The 14870-nt window shown below is 33.9% G+C and carries 15 protein-coding genes; 2 read left to right on the plus strand and 13 right to left on the minus strand.

Going from position 1 to position 14870, the window contains the following annotated elements; genetic code table 11:
- The first annotated feature begins 134 nt into the window (after positions 1-134).
- Complete coding sequence (locus tag ACMGE6_RS03615) at positions 135-2816, plus strand: YhgE/Pip family protein (protein WP_414054463.1); 2682 nt, start codon at positions 135-137, stop codon at positions 2814-2816.
- A gap of 60 nt (positions 2817-2876) precedes the next feature.
- Positions 2877-3710: a YitT family protein gene (locus tag ACMGE6_RS03620; RefSeq protein ID WP_414054464.1), complete on the plus strand. Its 834-nt coding sequence runs from the start codon at positions 2877-2879 to the stop codon at positions 3708-3710.
- Between the two features lie 128 nt (positions 3711-3838).
- Here ACMGE6_RS03620 and ACMGE6_RS03625 read toward each other — a convergent pair whose 3' ends face one another.
- From ACMGE6_RS03625 to ACMGE6_RS03685, 13 genes are all read right to left on the minus strand, one after another.
- Positions 3839-4747, minus strand: a complete 909-nt coding sequence (locus ACMGE6_RS03625) for an alpha/beta hydrolase (protein ID WP_414054465.1) — start codon at positions 4745-4747, stop codon at positions 3839-3841.
- A 14-nt stretch (positions 4748-4761) separates the two neighbouring features.
- Positions 4762-5097, minus strand: coding sequence for a monovalent cation/H(+) antiporter subunit G (gene mnhG, locus ACMGE6_RS03630; protein WP_414045200.1), 336 nt, complete (start codon positions 5095-5097; stop codon positions 4762-4764).
- 43 nt (positions 5098-5140) lie between these two features.
- Complete coding sequence (locus tag ACMGE6_RS03635; RefSeq protein ID WP_414054828.1) at positions 5141-5413, minus strand: monovalent cation/H+ antiporter complex subunit F; 273 nt, start codon at positions 5411-5413, stop codon at positions 5141-5143.
- A gap of 2 nt (positions 5414-5415) precedes the next feature.
- Entirely contained in the window at positions 5416-5886 is a 471-nt protein-coding gene (locus ACMGE6_RS03640; protein ID WP_414045201.1) for a Na+/H+ antiporter subunit E, read from the minus strand.
- Positions 5887-5905: 19 nt separating this feature from the next.
- Entirely contained in the window at positions 5906-7372 is a 1467-nt protein-coding gene (locus tag ACMGE6_RS03645) for a proton-conducting transporter transmembrane domain-containing protein (protein WP_414047487.1), read from the minus strand.
- Positions 7365-7691 carry an NADH-quinone oxidoreductase subunit K gene (locus tag ACMGE6_RS03650; RefSeq protein ID WP_414045203.1) on the minus strand — a complete coding sequence of 109 codons (327 nt, stop codon included), beginning with the start codon at positions 7689-7691 and terminating at the stop codon, positions 7365-7367. Before ACMGE6_RS03650 ends, ACMGE6_RS03645 begins: the two co-directional genes overlap by 8 nt.
- Entirely contained in the window at positions 7688-8113 is a 426-nt protein-coding gene (locus tag ACMGE6_RS03655; RefSeq protein ID WP_414054466.1) for a monovalent cation/H+ antiporter subunit B, read from the minus strand. The genes ACMGE6_RS03650 and ACMGE6_RS03655 overlap by 4 nt, the downstream gene beginning before the upstream one ends.
- Positions 8100-10391, minus strand: coding sequence for a hydrogen gas-evolving membrane-bound hydrogenase subunit E (gene mbhE / locus ACMGE6_RS03660; RefSeq protein WP_414054467.1), 2292 nt, complete (start codon positions 10389-10391; stop codon positions 8100-8102). The genes ACMGE6_RS03655 and mbhE overlap by 14 nt, the downstream gene beginning before the upstream one ends.
- 17 nt (positions 10392-10408) lie before the next feature.
- On the minus strand, positions 10409-10939 hold the full coding sequence (locus ACMGE6_RS03665) for a tyrosine-type recombinase/integrase (RefSeq protein WP_414054468.1): 531 nt from the start codon (positions 10937-10939) through the stop codon (positions 10409-10411).
- A 188-nt stretch (positions 10940-11127) separates the two neighbouring features.
- Positions 11128-11835, minus strand: a complete 708-nt coding sequence (gene lrgB, locus ACMGE6_RS03670; RefSeq protein ID WP_414046827.1) for an antiholin-like protein LrgB — start codon at positions 11833-11835, stop codon at positions 11128-11130.
- A gap of 8 nt (positions 11836-11843) precedes the next feature.
- Positions 11844-12275 (minus strand): antiholin-like murein hydrolase modulator LrgA, encoded by a 432-nt coding sequence (lrgA, locus tag ACMGE6_RS03675; protein ID WP_414054469.1) that lies wholly within the window; start codon positions 12273-12275, stop codon positions 11844-11846.
- 118 nt (positions 12276-12393) lie between these two features.
- Positions 12394-13116 (minus strand): LytTR family transcriptional regulator DNA-binding domain-containing protein, encoded by a 723-nt coding sequence (locus ACMGE6_RS03680; RefSeq protein ID WP_414054470.1) that lies wholly within the window; start codon positions 13114-13116, stop codon positions 12394-12396.
- A complete protein-coding gene (locus ACMGE6_RS03685) occupies positions 13097-14866 on the minus strand; it encodes a LytS/YhcK type 5TM receptor domain-containing protein (protein WP_414054471.1) in 1770 nt (589 codons plus the stop codon). The genes ACMGE6_RS03680 and ACMGE6_RS03685 overlap by 20 nt, the downstream gene beginning before the upstream one ends.
- Between the last annotated feature and the right edge of the window lie 4 nt (positions 14867-14870).

The following is a 14870-nucleotide window of genomic DNA, read 5'->3' on the forward strand; positions in this document are numbered from 1 at the left end:
AAAAAGAAACATGTATTTTTTGTTTCTTTTTTGTTGTATCTTTTTACCCTATTTGTTATATTGATATATGCTAATTCTAAAAATCAATACTATAAAAATTAAATTTTACTATATTAATATAAAGAAGGGTTTCTATGAAAAATGCATTTCAATTGTTTTTACATGACTTAAAAAATATAAAAAGAACACCTAGTTTCATCATTTTACTAGTTGGTTTATCTATTCTTCCGTCTTTTTACGCATGGTTTAATTTAAAATCATCATGGGATCCATATTCAAATACAAAACATCTTCAGGTCGCTGTAATAAATGAGGACAGCGGTGCTAAATTAAAAGGAAAATCAATTAACGTAGGAAACGAACTTGTCAAAACTTTACGACATAACGATAAATTCAACTGGCAATTCACCGAAGACGTGGATGAAGCAGATCATAAACTTCGTATGGGTGAATATTATGCAATTATCCATATCCCAAAGACCTTTTCACGTGATATGACAAGTATTTTCCACAAAAAACCGGAACGCGCGCATATCGACTATAAAGTGAATCAAAAAATCAATGCCATTGCACCAAAGATGACAACTGCAGGCGCTACAGCTATCACCGAATCTTTAAGTGAAAAGTTTATCGAAACTGCTACGAAAGCTCTATTACAGGAAAGTAATCGTGCAGGTATGAAGATTGAAAATCAGCTACCGCTTTATCATAAAATTGAAAATGCTGTATTTGAAGCTGAAAATGCATTACCTGATATTGAAAAGTTCAGAAAAGCGATGATTAAACTTGATAATCATCAAGGAGATATTTCAAAATATGCTGATGAATTTTATGGTCTTAACCAGTATCGCGATAAATTAAATGGTGGTGCTAATAAATTAATAGCGGCAAATCAGCATGCAGCAGATATTAATGCACTAGGTCAGACTATCGTTAAGCTGAATAATAATATGCCACGTATAGAAAATGCATTAGCCAAAGCAAATGCCATCGAACAAAAATTTCCGCAGATTAACAATGCAGTTGCAAACGGACTTACTGCTACTGAAAAAGCTTTAGCTGTGTTAAATACATCTCAAAATGCGATGCCTAAAGTACATGATAAAATCAATACTGCTCAAAATATTAATGATAAAGGAAAAGAAAAACTAAGCACTGTAGATATAAATCCAGCATACAACGCTCTGCAGGATGGCCTTGGGGCAATGAGTAACCTTACAACTGAACAAGCAAATACTACTTCGGATATGCTCAGTCAACTAAGTGAACTTGCTAATCAGTCGCCTGGTCCGTCAGAAACGCTGACTAAAAACTTAAAAATATATCAGGATAATATTAATCAGTCTATGCGTTACCATAATGAACTGATTAAAGTTATGGATGAAGTTAATGACCTTGGGTTTGATACGTCTGCTATCTCAACTGAACTTAAAAACACAAATACGGCTCTAACGTCACTCAATCAATCACTGGATCAGGCAATTGCAAAGTCAAATGCGAAACAACCGGTCAATATTAATAAAGATGCTCTTAACGGGGCACAAAGTGCAATGCAAGATCTGAGTGATTTTGCCAGCTCTGATATGCAAAATGTTTTTGAGAATGGACTATCTACTTTAAATGGAGATTTAGATACGATTGCTCAAAAATTAAATACAGCAAGCACATTTGCTGATAAAGTTGATAGTATTTTAAGTGAAGCAACACGTGTAACGACAGAAGCTAATCAGACATTAACACAGGTCAATCAGCAATTACCTTCATTGGAACAGAGATTTTCTAAAATTAATAATACGGCTCAAACTTATTATCCGCAGTTTAGAACGAAAGTTGGTCAAGCAAGTAATTTTGTTCAAACACAATTACCTAGTGTATTATCTGATTTAAATCGATTAAGCAACTTTGCGCAAAACGATCTACCGGGTGTTATGAATAAGTATGACAAAACGGCTAATCTGCTTCAAAAGAATTTACCAGGAGCACAAAATGGTATACATGAGTTAGCGCAGTTTTCACGCAATGAATTGCCTGGTATCGAAAAAGATATTACAAAAGCTGCGAATAAATTAAGAAAATTAGATGATAAAGATACTTTAAATAAACTAATTAAATTATTGCGTAATGATATGCAGGATGAATCTGATTACTTTGCAAAGCCTATCGTTTTAGATGAAACTCAAATATTCCCTATCCCTAACTATGGATCAGCAAGTGCACCTTTTTATACAGCACTCGCACTTTGGGTAGGCGCATTATTATGCGGGAACTTACTTACAACTGAATTAAAAGATAAATCCATTAAAGATAAATTCAGTTTACGCGAACTTTATCTTGGACGCATGATTTTATTCTTACTCATCAGTATCGCTCAGGCTATCATTGTTGTACTTGGAAATCTATTCATTCTGGATGCTTATGCTAAACATCCCGTATTAAATGTCATCTTTGCGATACTCGTTGGTTTAGCATTTACTGTTATCGTATATACTTTAGTAAGTTTACTTGGTAACATCGGTAAAGCACTGGCAATCATTATCATGGTATTACAAATTGCAGGGGGCGGTGGAACATTCCCTATCCAAGTTACCCCATTATTCTTCCAGCGTATTCATCCATTCCTGCCATTTACTTATGCAGTGGATTTACTACGTGAAGCCGTTGGGGGTATAACGCCTGAACTTGTATGGTCGAAATTCCTTATTTTATACTTAATTACCGGCATCATTTTTGCATTCGGCCTTATTATGAAACCAAGATTTGAACCGATAAAGAAAGGATTCTATGCCCGTAGTCAGGCAAGTAACCTGGTAGAATAAAGCTTATCATTATAAAATATTATTGATATAATAGCGATACATTATTAAAGGAGCTTTATCATGAACTATCAGGAAAACTTTTTATTCAAAACTTTTATTACCATTATAGGATCTTTCCTTATCGCCTTTGCTTTCAATGTGTTTTTACTGTCAAATGATGTATTAAGTAGCGGTATCGGTGGATTAGCATTATTATTTAATAAACTACTACACATCGATGCCGGACTACTGAATCTTTTATTCAACTTACCACTACTCATATTAGGCTTCATGAAATTAAAGAAATCTGTCATGTATAATACAGTACTCAGTGTTGCAGTCGTTTCATTCTTCCTGACAATTATCCCAACGAAAAGCATTGCAAATGAACTGTTTGTTAATGTGATATTTGGTGGCGTTATTGTAGGCATTGGAGTTGGATTGATATTAAAATATTCAGGGACTACTGGTGGGATGGATATTGTTGCGATGATTATCAGCCAAAACAGCAATATTTCTATCGGTTTAGTCATGACTATCTTAAACGGGATTATCGTGTTGTGTTCTGGTTTTTTATTCAACTGGAACTTAGCATTAATGACACTCTTATCTATCTATATTACCGGGAAGACCGTTGATACAATCTTTACTTCGAATATGAAACTAACCGTAAATATTATTACTTCAAACTACCCAGCTGTAAGAGAAGGATTAATACAAGAGATTCATCGCGGCATTACTGTCACAGATGTCTATGGTGGTTATTCAAATGATCAGAAACATATGATTACAATGGTACTTACGCGCTATGAATTACCAAATGTCATTCGTATAGCAAAAGCCAATGATGAAAATTGTTTTATCAATGTCTATGAAACGACAGAAGTACACGGTAATTTTGCCAGAAATAATTAAAAATAAGCTATTCATCTTAAGAAACGGCGGAATAGAAATTGCCCCTACGACAAAAACCGAAGATACTTATAAATCAAAAGCGATTTATAAGTATCTTCGGTTTTTGTTTATGATAAAACACTTCTGGCTCAGTCTCTTCGTTCATCTATTAGCGTTTTAAAAAATGTCATTTCATCCAGTGTGCACTGTTTTGCATGCGGTCTTCTAACATCCATTTGAAAATTATGCTGGGCAAAAAAATCACCTTGTCCATATTCTCTGTAAATGACTGGTACATTATTTTTTCTTAAGTTTAATACAATATCAGGCGCTTTCCCTACTAACATATCATTTATACTACTGGCTACAAAAGTCTGAGGAAAGTAACTATTGATATATTGTTCAAAATTTATTTCCGCGTGTTTCTCATGAAAATCTTTTCCGATATAATCTTCCATTAAACCACGCACCATAAAACGTATAAAAGACTTTTTCTCAGCGATTGCAATATCTATCGCATTAAAGAAGCCACAATTAATTGCAATACCTGACACAGTCACTACCGGAAGCTCCATATTAAATCTTCTGGCATAATCAGTATTGGTCAGCATCGTTACATATTGAGCCATAATTTGAGCGCCTGCAGAGTCACCGATCATAAATAGTTGATGTATATCTAAATGATATAATGCATAATTCTTTTTCAGCCACTGCACGCATTCATTCAATTGCACAAGTGGTGTCGGATATTTCATTTGAGGTGCGAGATCATAGTCATAACTAATGACTGCAAATCCGTGTGCAGCTAGTGTCATACAATAGACGTCATATGTTTCTTTACTCGAATATACATAGCCACCCCCGTGGACATTCACAATTACAGGATAAGTATCCTGTTTTTTATCTGGATAATAAATGTTTAAGGTATTATTTTGTGTTCGAGTACTATAAGCTATATTTCTAGCGATACGGATGTTTTCAGGTGCCTGATTAAAAATATCTTTATAACAGTCCAGTGTCTTAATCATCGTATTAAATAATCTTGCTTGTATACTCAAAATGAGTCACTCCATTATTGTGTTTTTGATTTCACCTTATCTTTAGCATGTTTTTTTTGAGTAGGCAGAATGTCATTAAGATGTTTTCCTTTAGAACCTTTAACATTCATTTCTACACCACTATTGTAAGCTGCTCTTGTAATCAGATGTCCCGCAACAGGACTAGTTAAATACAAGAAAAAGATACCCAGTAATAATCTAAAACTAACATAACCATCATTAACAATAAAGTAAATGAATACGCCAATTAATGTTAACAGCACAGCGAGTGTAGAACTTTTTGTAGCTGCATGACTTCTCGTATAAACATCCTTAAATATTGCAATACCTAGGGCACTGATTAAGGCCATTATGCTTCCCGCAAATATAATGATTGCGAGTATTATATTGATACTATCGTTTACGTTCAAATATAACACCTCGTTCGATAAACCTTGATGTCGCTATCGTAGAGATAAAAGAAAGTACACCAATGATTAAAATCGCCTCTAAAAATAGCGTTGTATCCATTATTAAACACAATATACTGACACTTGACATAATCATCGCACTAATACTATCAAAAGCAACAATTCTATCCGGTAATGAAGGACCTACTATTACACGGTACATTACAATCATAATTGAAATACCATATATTATAAGTGCTGCCTGAATCAATATCATACTCAAGTTTCACCAACCTCCTTAATCACACGTTCATAACGTTTGATTGATTTTAATAACTTTAAATTTTCTGATGGCGTTGCATGTAAGGTGTGAATAAATAATTTTTTATTATCATGAGACAGCCTTAATACGACCGAACCAGGTGTCAGTATGATGAGCATCATCAATGTCGTAACTTCCCAGTTCTTTTTCATTGCTGTTGTGTATGTGACGACACCAGGTGCAATTTTATGCGGAATAAACAATATATGATACATCGTTGATAAACTAGAACTAATTAATTCATAGTTAAATATAAGAATTAACTTAGCTAGTATAATAACTTTCCACAAATAAAATTGATGCCCGAAAAAACGATGAATGATATAAAGTATTACAATACCAATCAAATATCCTTTAACAAAAGTAGAAAAATAGATTTTATCTTCATCCACCATCAATACCCAAATCATCGCTATAAATAAATTCAATACAATCTGTGCTATCTTATTAACCTCCCATCATCACATGCTTAATATATTGTTCATCAGTAATATTTGATAGATATTGATTAATATCTGAAGCAAATATAGATATTAATATCGTCATACATAATACTAATATTAATGTGATTAATTTTTTGTTGTATGGCTGATTTAATTCAAATGTCTGATCAGTAGAAAAGAATTCATGATTTGTGTTTTTCGAGCCAAAAAATATTGCAATAAATAATCGCATCATCGCAAACATACCCACAAACGTACCTAGTACAACAACTATTGCATAGCCGATTGGGTGTGTATCAATCCCTGCCTCAAGCAGTAATAATTTCCCGGGAAATCCCCCAGTGAAAGGCATTCCCCCAATGGCAAACGCTAAAAACAACACAACCATTGCAGTAAGCTTGGCATTGTGAAACAGACCATGTTTTTTATTTAAATCAATAATACCAAAACGCTTAATGATGAGTCCTGCAATCAAAAATAGACACGCCTTAACTAACATATCGTTCAATGTGTACATTACTGCTCCATTGATACCGTTTTGCGTAAAGGTTGAGATACCATAATATATTATCCCGATTGATAAAATGATCTGGTAACAAAACATTAACTTAATATCTTTATATTTGATGACGCCAAGCATTCCAACAATAATAGTAGCTGTCGCCATATACAAAATGATTGGTGACAGCATCTCCTGATAAGGAACAAAGATGACCGTCATTGTTCTGATCATGGCATATACACCAACTTTAGTTAACAACGCGGCAAACACTGCTCCTAGTTCATATGAAAGGACACTATAAGATCTTGGCAACCAGATGAACACAAGCAATGCAGACTTTAAACTAAACACAACTACAAATAGCAATACAATAATCGCATGCTCCTGTACAAATCCAGCTTCCTGCATACGCATACCAAGATGTGCATAGTTTAAAGTGCCATATACACGGTACAATATTCCTATTCCAATCAAAAATACCCATGAACCGATTAAATTCAATACCACATAAGTAATACTTGCTTTAAATTGATATTTCTTTTTTCCAAGCACAATGAGAATAAATGAAGCAAGTAGCATCACTTCAAACATAACGAATAAATTAAAAATATCTGCTGTCAGAAATGAACCATTTACCCCAGCTAATATGAATAAGATAAAGGGTACTGTTAAGTCTCTTAACTGATTAATATAGTGAAAATAAAGCACAACAATTACCACTATTGTACTTACAATCACAAATAACAAACTCATTACATCTCCGTATAGCTGAATGCCATACGGTGCGGTGTAACCTCCAAGACTTAATATAATAGGAGATTTAACTGAGTAAATTGCAAGGACAACAGATGAAATTAAACTCACTAACAGAGCTACTATTGCAATCACATATATTCTTTTTTTCTTTAAGTAAGTGAAAACACCTAATAAGATAGGTATTAATAATGGTGCAATTAACAAATTACTCATCTATACCTCCTAAACTATCGACTTGGTTATCTTTATTCATTTGATAATTCTTATATACTAAAACTAAAAGTAATGCTGTCGTCGCAAAACTAATTACGATGGCTGTTAATATGAGTGCCTGTGGTAAGGCATCGACGTCAGGTAACTTCTTATCCACAAAAGGTAGATCATTACCGGTATATGACATAGAAATTAAATATAAGTGTGCTGCGTGACTCAGAATACTTGTTCCAAGCACCACACGGATTAAATTCTTAGAAAGCACTAAGTTAACACCCACGTATACTAAAATGGTCGTAATAATTGTAATTAATGTCATTTATAATCACCACTAATCGAAAGTAATATCGTCATTACCACACCTACAACCGTGAGTAATATGCCAAATTCAAATAACGTAACACTGGATAAATGCAATTCATTCAAAATAGGTAAATGAATATAAATATCCTCATGCTTCAAAAATGCGTGTCCGAAGAATACCGGAATAACCATCACAGATAAGGAAATAATGGTGCCTATCGCAATCAATTTATGAAATTCAAACGGCAGCAATTTACGAATATGTGCTGCATCAAACGTCAGGAACATTAATATAAAAGCGGAACTAAACACGAGTCCCCCTATAAATCCTCCACCGGGTGCATTATGGCCATTGAAAAAAATATAAAAGCCAAATGTTAAGATGATGACAATAACGATCTTAGAAATAGACTCTAATAATAAATCATTTTCCTTCATGTGAGGCTCCTTTCTTCAGAATTGTATAAATACCAAATCCAACAATCATGATAACAACGCCTTCAAGCATCGTATCAAACGCCCTGAAATCTCCCAGGATGGCGTTCACCACATTTTTTGCACCTGTCAGTTGATAACTGTTGTTATAATATGTCGAAATCGTAGCAAATGCATCAATATGTTGACTCTGAATCATCACACTAAATACAAGTGCAGCAATAGCAAATGCTATACCATGTCTAAATAATTTATAAGTAATATTCGGTTCTTCCTTCTTTAAATTAGGCAAGTGATAGAAACAAGCAAGAAACAATACGGTAGTAATTGTTTCGATAACCAATTGGGTCAGTGCTAAATCTGGTGCTTTCATATCCATGAATAAGATGCTTACACCATAGCCAACCAATCCAATCATCACAACTGCAGTCATCCTGCTTTTAACAAACAATAATCCTAAGCTACTTACAATCATGACAATTGCGACCATAATGATAAATAAGTTACCGTCATATTTTATCGTCCAGTGTATATTCTGTATCGGTAAAATAACCGGTAATGTCAGAAATGCTATAAACAAATAAAGATAAATGGCATATACATTTAACGTACCTGTCATTAATATCGATAACGATTGCTTAGCAATATATTCTTTTGACTTTCCTAAGAAAATATATGCTTTATTGAGTGCAACCTTATCAAAGGCATTGTACAAATATTGATAACTTCTTGTTTTAATAACGATAAAACCAATCGTAAAAATAGCAATAGTTATAAATAAAGGTACCGTCCATCCATGCCAGGCTGTAATTACTTTGTCCTGAATATTAACCTGCTGTGTGCGAATAGGTGATATAAATAATGATTGTACATTGTTTGGGATAAAGAACAGTATAAGTGTTATCACTGTTAGTATAATGCTACTTAAATCAATCAATGGAGGTAACGGTTTTGTCTGAGTTGTCTTCGGCCCTAAAAATGGTCTAATCACTAAAACAAAACAGTAAATAAATGTGCCTATACTCGCAATAATAGATAGGACCAGGATAACAGTTATAAAAATATCTGAATGTGTTAATTCGAATAATGAGGTAATCAGTAGTTCTTTTGATAAAAATCCACTTAAAAATGGCAGACCTGCCATTGCTAATGCCGCAATTAACATGGTTACAAACGTGATCGGTAAATTATGTCTTAAACCACTTAATTTATTCATATCTCGTGTTCCTGTAGCTAAATCAATAATACCAGTCCCCATAAATAACGTTGCCTTATAGCAAGCATGACTTAGTATCAGCAGAAACAAACCATTATATGCATATCTTTTAATATTTTCATCTGCAGCAGGCAAAGCGATGATACCCACAAATAACACCATCATACCTAGCTGACTGATTGTAGAATAAGCAAGCAAAGCTTTTAAATCGTGTTTAGAAATTGCAACGATACTTCCCATAAGCATTGTAATGACTCCTGCTGTAATCAAAATAACAGCTAATAATTGATGACCACTGTAGAGTGGGAGTAACTTTATCAGTAAATAGACACCTGCTTTCACCATCGTTGCTGAATGAAGTAGTGCACTTACCGGTGTAGGTGCCTCCATCGCATCCGGTAACCAAATATGAAACGGGAATTGTGCTGATTTACTGAATGCACCAATAAATATTAAAATCATACTTAATGTAAATAACGGGTGTTGACTGATGTCCGCTTCAAGTATTTGATCGATTTGAGCTGTGCCTGTAATATGATTAAGTAGCAGAAATCCTACAAGCATAAAACTACCACCAATTACAGTAATGACAAATGACTTTAATGCACCAGCATAAGAAGCTGATTTATTAAAATGAAAAGCTATTAGCAGGAATGAAGAAACACTTGTAAGCTCCCAGAACAAGTATAGAATAATTGTATTATTCGAAAGAACTACCCCATACATCGCAATAATAAATAGCGTTAAACTACTATAAAAGTAACCATGTCTATCATATTTTTTCATATAGAATAAACTATAAAAAATGACGAGAATACTAATAAAGGAAATTAGTAGAAAGAAAAAATAAGAAAGTGCATCTAACTGAAATGAAAAATATAAACCTATGTCCGGCATCCACGGCAATGTATTTGTAGTATTGCGTGGTACTTGAAAGATTAAAACTGTTGAAATTAATGGAAATAGCAGAGAAATTATCCCTATCGTTCTATTTGAAATGTATCGCTGTAATACTTGAATTAAAAATATCGTTACAAATCCGAGAATTAGAATAGTAAATAACATTGTTCACGTCCTTTATATTAAATATGTATTTGAATACTTTTGTTGTCTGGGGGAGTTATGTCTATAAAATAATATGTTTCAGATTTTGTCTGATGTCCTAATACGTGCATTAAATCGTATATATCTATACCTTGAATATATGCATGATAAGCAAATGTTTTCTTTAATGCTTGTGGTCCAAGTGACTGCTCATATCCTATCTCACATGAAGCTGTACTTAATATACGGTGGAATTGCTGCCTGGTTAATGGGGATTTTGTTTTAATAGATTCAAAAAGATAATCATCCGGAGATTTCTCGTGTATGAAATGCGTTAACAACTCGCTATCTTGTGCGTTCAGATAAATTTTGTAGCCATTAACGTCAAAAATATACTGATCATTTTCTTTCGCTAAATTCTTTTTTTTCATTTCAAGTAAGGTTTGTAGTTTTAACGGTACATTGATGCCTAGAATAAATAACAGATAATCTCTCATACGCACTTTTAAAAAGTAATTTTTAAGTGTCTGAATCTCATTTGTAGATTTAATCGGTAAAGATTTTATCATATCGTCCTCCTATGTTACATAATTATTATAACAGATATTTATGTAACATAGAATATTTTTGCCTGACGATCAATAAATAAAATCCGCATTTTAATCTCAACTCAGTTGTTGAGATTAAAATGCGGATTCACAATCAAACCTATCATTTTCATTGTTCGTCTATTTTAATTACTTTTAACTCGTATGTGTTATGCACCAAGTAATATCGGTGTAAGCATCGGAATAATCACTACAACGATGACACCTACAATAACTAGTGCAATACTTGCCATTGATGTTTCTGTTTCACCTAATTCAGTAGCAGCAGATACACCCAGTGCATGTCCACTTGTTCCTAATGCCAATCCTCTGGCAATTGGATTACTAATTTTAAAGAAACGTAACATTTTATTACCTAGTGCATAAATTATAACTGCGTTTAAGATAACCGCCAGTGATGTAAGTTCAGGAATACCACCAATGCCTTTTGATACTGGTAAAGCGATTGCTGTTGTTGCTGCCTGTGGTAACATTGATGCAACAATATCACTGCCAAAGCCAAATAATTTTGCGACACCAAAGATACCAAAGATTGCTCCTGTTGTTCCTAAAGCGATACCACCTATGATATGTAACCAGTATTTTTGTAGTACATCGCGCTTTTTATATAGTGGGATTGCAAAACAGATTGTTGCAGGTTCTAAGAAGAAGCTGATAATACTGCCACCTTTATTATATGTTTCAAAATCAATACCGGTAACCGCTAAAAATGTGATACCGAAAACCATTCCTACAAATAGTGGTGCAAATAAGAAGAATCCGTTTGATTTCTTAAATAATATTTGCCCGATAACAAAAGGTACGATTGTAAGTAATATGCCAAAGTATACTGTATTAATACCTAAGTGATCCATCATTGTCATAACTAACGCACCTCCACATTGCGATATTTTTTAAGTTCATTTTTATTTTGTTCAGGTAAATGCTCTTTACGTTCTGTCATCATAACAATCATTTGAGAGAAGAATCCTGTACATAGTAGTAATAATAGTGTTGAGATAAAGATTAAGCCAATAATTAAGAATGGGTGTGCACTAATTAACCCTAAAGACTTAACCACTGAAATGCCTGCCGGTACAAATAATAATCCGATATTATCAGTTAATGCTGTTCCTACTTTTTCAACTTGTCCTAGTTTTACGATTCCTGTACATAAACAAATGAAGAGTAATACAAGTCCAATGACTGACGCTGGCATTGGGATCGGCATAAATGTTTCAATAATTTTAGAAATAAGTAAAATTACTGAAATAACGATGATTTGGTGAAAGAAGTTATAAGTTTTTGTATTTGTCATTTGAATGACCTCCCGTTTTTATCTTGAGTTCATCATACAATGAAAAATACATGTATAAAGCGTTTTCAGGTTGAGTTGCAAAAAAGTAATGCTGAAATGCAAAAAAATAAGGCTAAAATTAATTCAGCCCTATTTCATGTTTAAATTGTTTGATATATGATCTTGAAACCTGTAACTTCACATCTTTAGTTAGCTTCACCTGATACGTATGATTAAACCACTGTTCCGCGGATATTATATGATGTTTATTAATAATACTTGAACGATGTATACGCATAAAGATATCTTGTGGCATCTTTTTCTCAAATGCACTGAGAGGCTCATTAATGACATACGTATTATTGATTGTCACTATATTGAGTTTTCCTTCTTCAACAAACAATGCAATAATATCATGTGTATTAATCACATAAATTTTATCATCAATTTGAACTGAAATCGTTGAAACTGACGGTATGTGTTGTATTACTTTATCTTTTTTGTGCAGACTATTTTGCGCCTTACTGAGCGCTACTTCGATTCTCTTTAATTCAAATGGCTTTAAGATATAATCTAACGCATTGAGTTCGAATGCTTTCACAGCATACGTATCATGTGCTGTTGCAAATACAATCATTGGCGGGGACTTCATTTTATTAATTTTCTGTGCTAAATCAAGTCCACTTTCGTTGATTAAATTGATATCTAAAAATAACAGATCATACGTTTCTGATAACAAAGCAGTGAGTGTCTCTTCTACAGAATCCGCTTCATGCGTTACATGTTCGTCATTTATTTCATGAATAAGATACTGTAGTTCATTGCGTGCTAAAGGTTCATCATCAACCACCAATATTTTCATCGATAGTACTCCTTTCTTCATATGGTATATGTGTATAAAACTTCGTCCCCTCGTCTCCCGTAACAAATTGCAATCTCGCATCCATATTATATAGCCCTACAAGACGTTTATTTAAATTTTCTAACGCACTACCTGTACCAAAGGTTGAATCTACTTCAATCAAACCGATTTTGTCACGTTTTTCTATCGGAATACCATTACCATTATCCGAAACTGAAATTTGCATCTCATCCATTTCTCGTTTCACAACCACATCAATAACATTACCTGTCTTGCGATTATGGAACGCATGTTTAATGGCATTCTCTACTAGTATTTGAATGATGAAAGGTGGCACTTCAGCATCTTTACAGTTTTCTTCGATATCAAAGTTAATCTGGAACCTATCAGGAAATCTTGCCTGTTCGAGTGATAGATATGCTTCTACTTGCTGAATTTCTTTATCAATCGTTATCGTATTCTGTCTGGCACCCTGCAAATTTGACCTAAAGAAATTACTTAAATTAAGTAGTAATTCTCTTGCTTTTTCACTATCCACTCGAATGAGTGCAGATATTGTGTTCATAGCATTAAAGAAGAAGTGAGGATTGACCTGTGCTTGTAAAGACTTAATCTCAGCATCCTTTAATAACTTTGACTGCATCTCAATTTCACCCAGTTCAATCTGGCTTGAGAAAATATCAGCTAAACCTTCTGCCAGACGACGTTCAACATACGTAAGTTTCTTATTGTCTGTAAAATACAGTTTGAGTGTTCCTACAACTGCGTCATTAACATATAGCGGAATAACAATAGCCCCTTCTAAAGGACAACCTGGATGCGTGCACCCTATTTCTTCTTTAGAGTGTGCTTCTTTAATTTCTCCACTACTAATCACCTGTTTTGATAAGTCAGTGATAATCTTCTTTTTCGGCACATGATGGTCACTAGCTGCTCCAACATGTGCTAATATATCTGTTTTATTCGTAATTGATACAGCAGATACTTTCATTAAATCTTTAATGATTTGCGCGGCCTGGGTTGCACTTTCTTCATTTAGTCCAAGCCTAAAGTATGGCAATGTTTGATTGGCTAGATTCAATACATCATGCGTCTGGACGGCTCTCATACGTTGTTCCTGCTGTAAGGTCGATAAAATGATCGATAAGAATATTGCCGTTCCTAAACTATTAATCAGTGTCATCGGCAGCATAATGAATGAAACTAAATCCAGCGCATGATTAAAGTCAGAAGCGAAACTAATAATACAGATCATTTGAATAAGTTCCATCACCGCACCCAAAATGATGCCCTGAACAATTGTCGGATATTGATTATTTTTAAGTGCACGGTGACCAAAATAACCAGAAAGCAAGCCAATAATACAAGATGACACCACATAAGTATAAGCATCGACACCACCAATTAAGTATCTGGAAATTCCTGATACAATACCTACTGCAATACCCACTGCAGGTCCACCGACAAGTCCTGCGACACTAATCGTCAACACACGTGTATTGGCGATTGCTGCATCGCTAGAGATGGTGCTGAATATTTGACTGGAAACAATTTGATTATCTCTAATTTCAACACCTGTAAAATTAGAAATAACAGCAAATAAACCAAACACTATAAATAATTGTATTTGAGAAGATATCCGATCCCGCTCACTCATTACTTTCTTAAAGTGAGGAATATTCATCAGGATATATGCAACGATAATAATCAGGCCCACACGTTCAAGTAAAAATATAAATAGTTCTAACATGCTC

Origin of the sequence: Macrococcus equi (assembly GCF_047426745.1) — a bacterium.
Lineage (GTDB): Bacteria > Bacillota > Bacilli > Staphylococcales > Staphylococcaceae > Macrococcoides > Macrococcoides equi.

What these genes read in the sequence shown, in the direction of transcription:
- ACMGE6_RS03635 (WP_414054828.1), bottom strand. Translation starts at nt 5,413, where the DNA reads ATGATATTGATTCAGGCAGCACTTATAATATATGGTATTTCAATTATG.
- ACMGE6_RS03655 (WP_414054466.1), bottom strand. Translation starts at nt 8,113, where the DNA reads ATGAAGGAAAATGATTTATTATTAGAGTCTATTTCTAAGATCGTTATT.
- ACMGE6_RS03645 (WP_414047487.1), bottom strand. Translation starts at nt 7,372, where the DNA reads ATGAGTAATTTGTTAATTGCACCATTATTAATACCTATCTTATTAGGT.
- lrgA (WP_414054469.1), bottom strand. Translation starts at nt 12,275, where the DNA reads ATGACAAATACAAAAACTTATAACTTCTTTCACCAAATCATCGTTATT.
- ACMGE6_RS03680 (WP_414054470.1), bottom strand. Translation starts at nt 13,116, where the DNA reads ATGAAAATATTGGTGGTTGATGATGAACCTTTAGCACGCAATGAACTA.
- ACMGE6_RS03665 (WP_414054468.1), bottom strand. Translation starts at nt 10,939, where the DNA reads ATGATAAAATCTTTACCGATTAAATCTACAAATGAGATTCAGACACTT.
- ACMGE6_RS03620 (WP_414054464.1), top strand. Translation starts at nt 2,877, where the DNA reads ATGAACTATCAGGAAAACTTTTTATTCAAAACTTTTATTACCATTATA.
- lrgB (WP_414046827.1), bottom strand. Translation starts at nt 11,835, where the DNA reads ATGATGGATCACTTAGGTATTAATACAGTATACTTTGGCATATTACTT.
- ACMGE6_RS03650 (WP_414045203.1), bottom strand. Translation starts at nt 7,691, where the DNA reads ATGACATTAATTACAATTATTACGACCATTTTAGTATACGTGGGTGTT.
- mbhE (WP_414054467.1), bottom strand. Translation starts at nt 10,391, where the DNA reads ATGTTATTTACTATTCTAATTCTCGGATTTGTAACGATATTTTTAATT.
- ACMGE6_RS03615 (WP_414054463.1), top strand. Translation starts at nt 135, where the DNA reads ATGAAAAATGCATTTCAATTGTTTTTACATGACTTAAAAAATATAAAA.
- mnhG (WP_414045200.1), bottom strand. Translation starts at nt 5,097, where the DNA reads ATGGCCTTAATCAGTGCCCTAGGTATTGCAATATTTAAGGATGTTTAT.
- ACMGE6_RS03685 (WP_414054471.1), bottom strand. Translation starts at nt 14,866, where the DNA reads ATGTTAGAACTATTTATATTTTTACTTGAACGTGTGGGCCTGATTATT.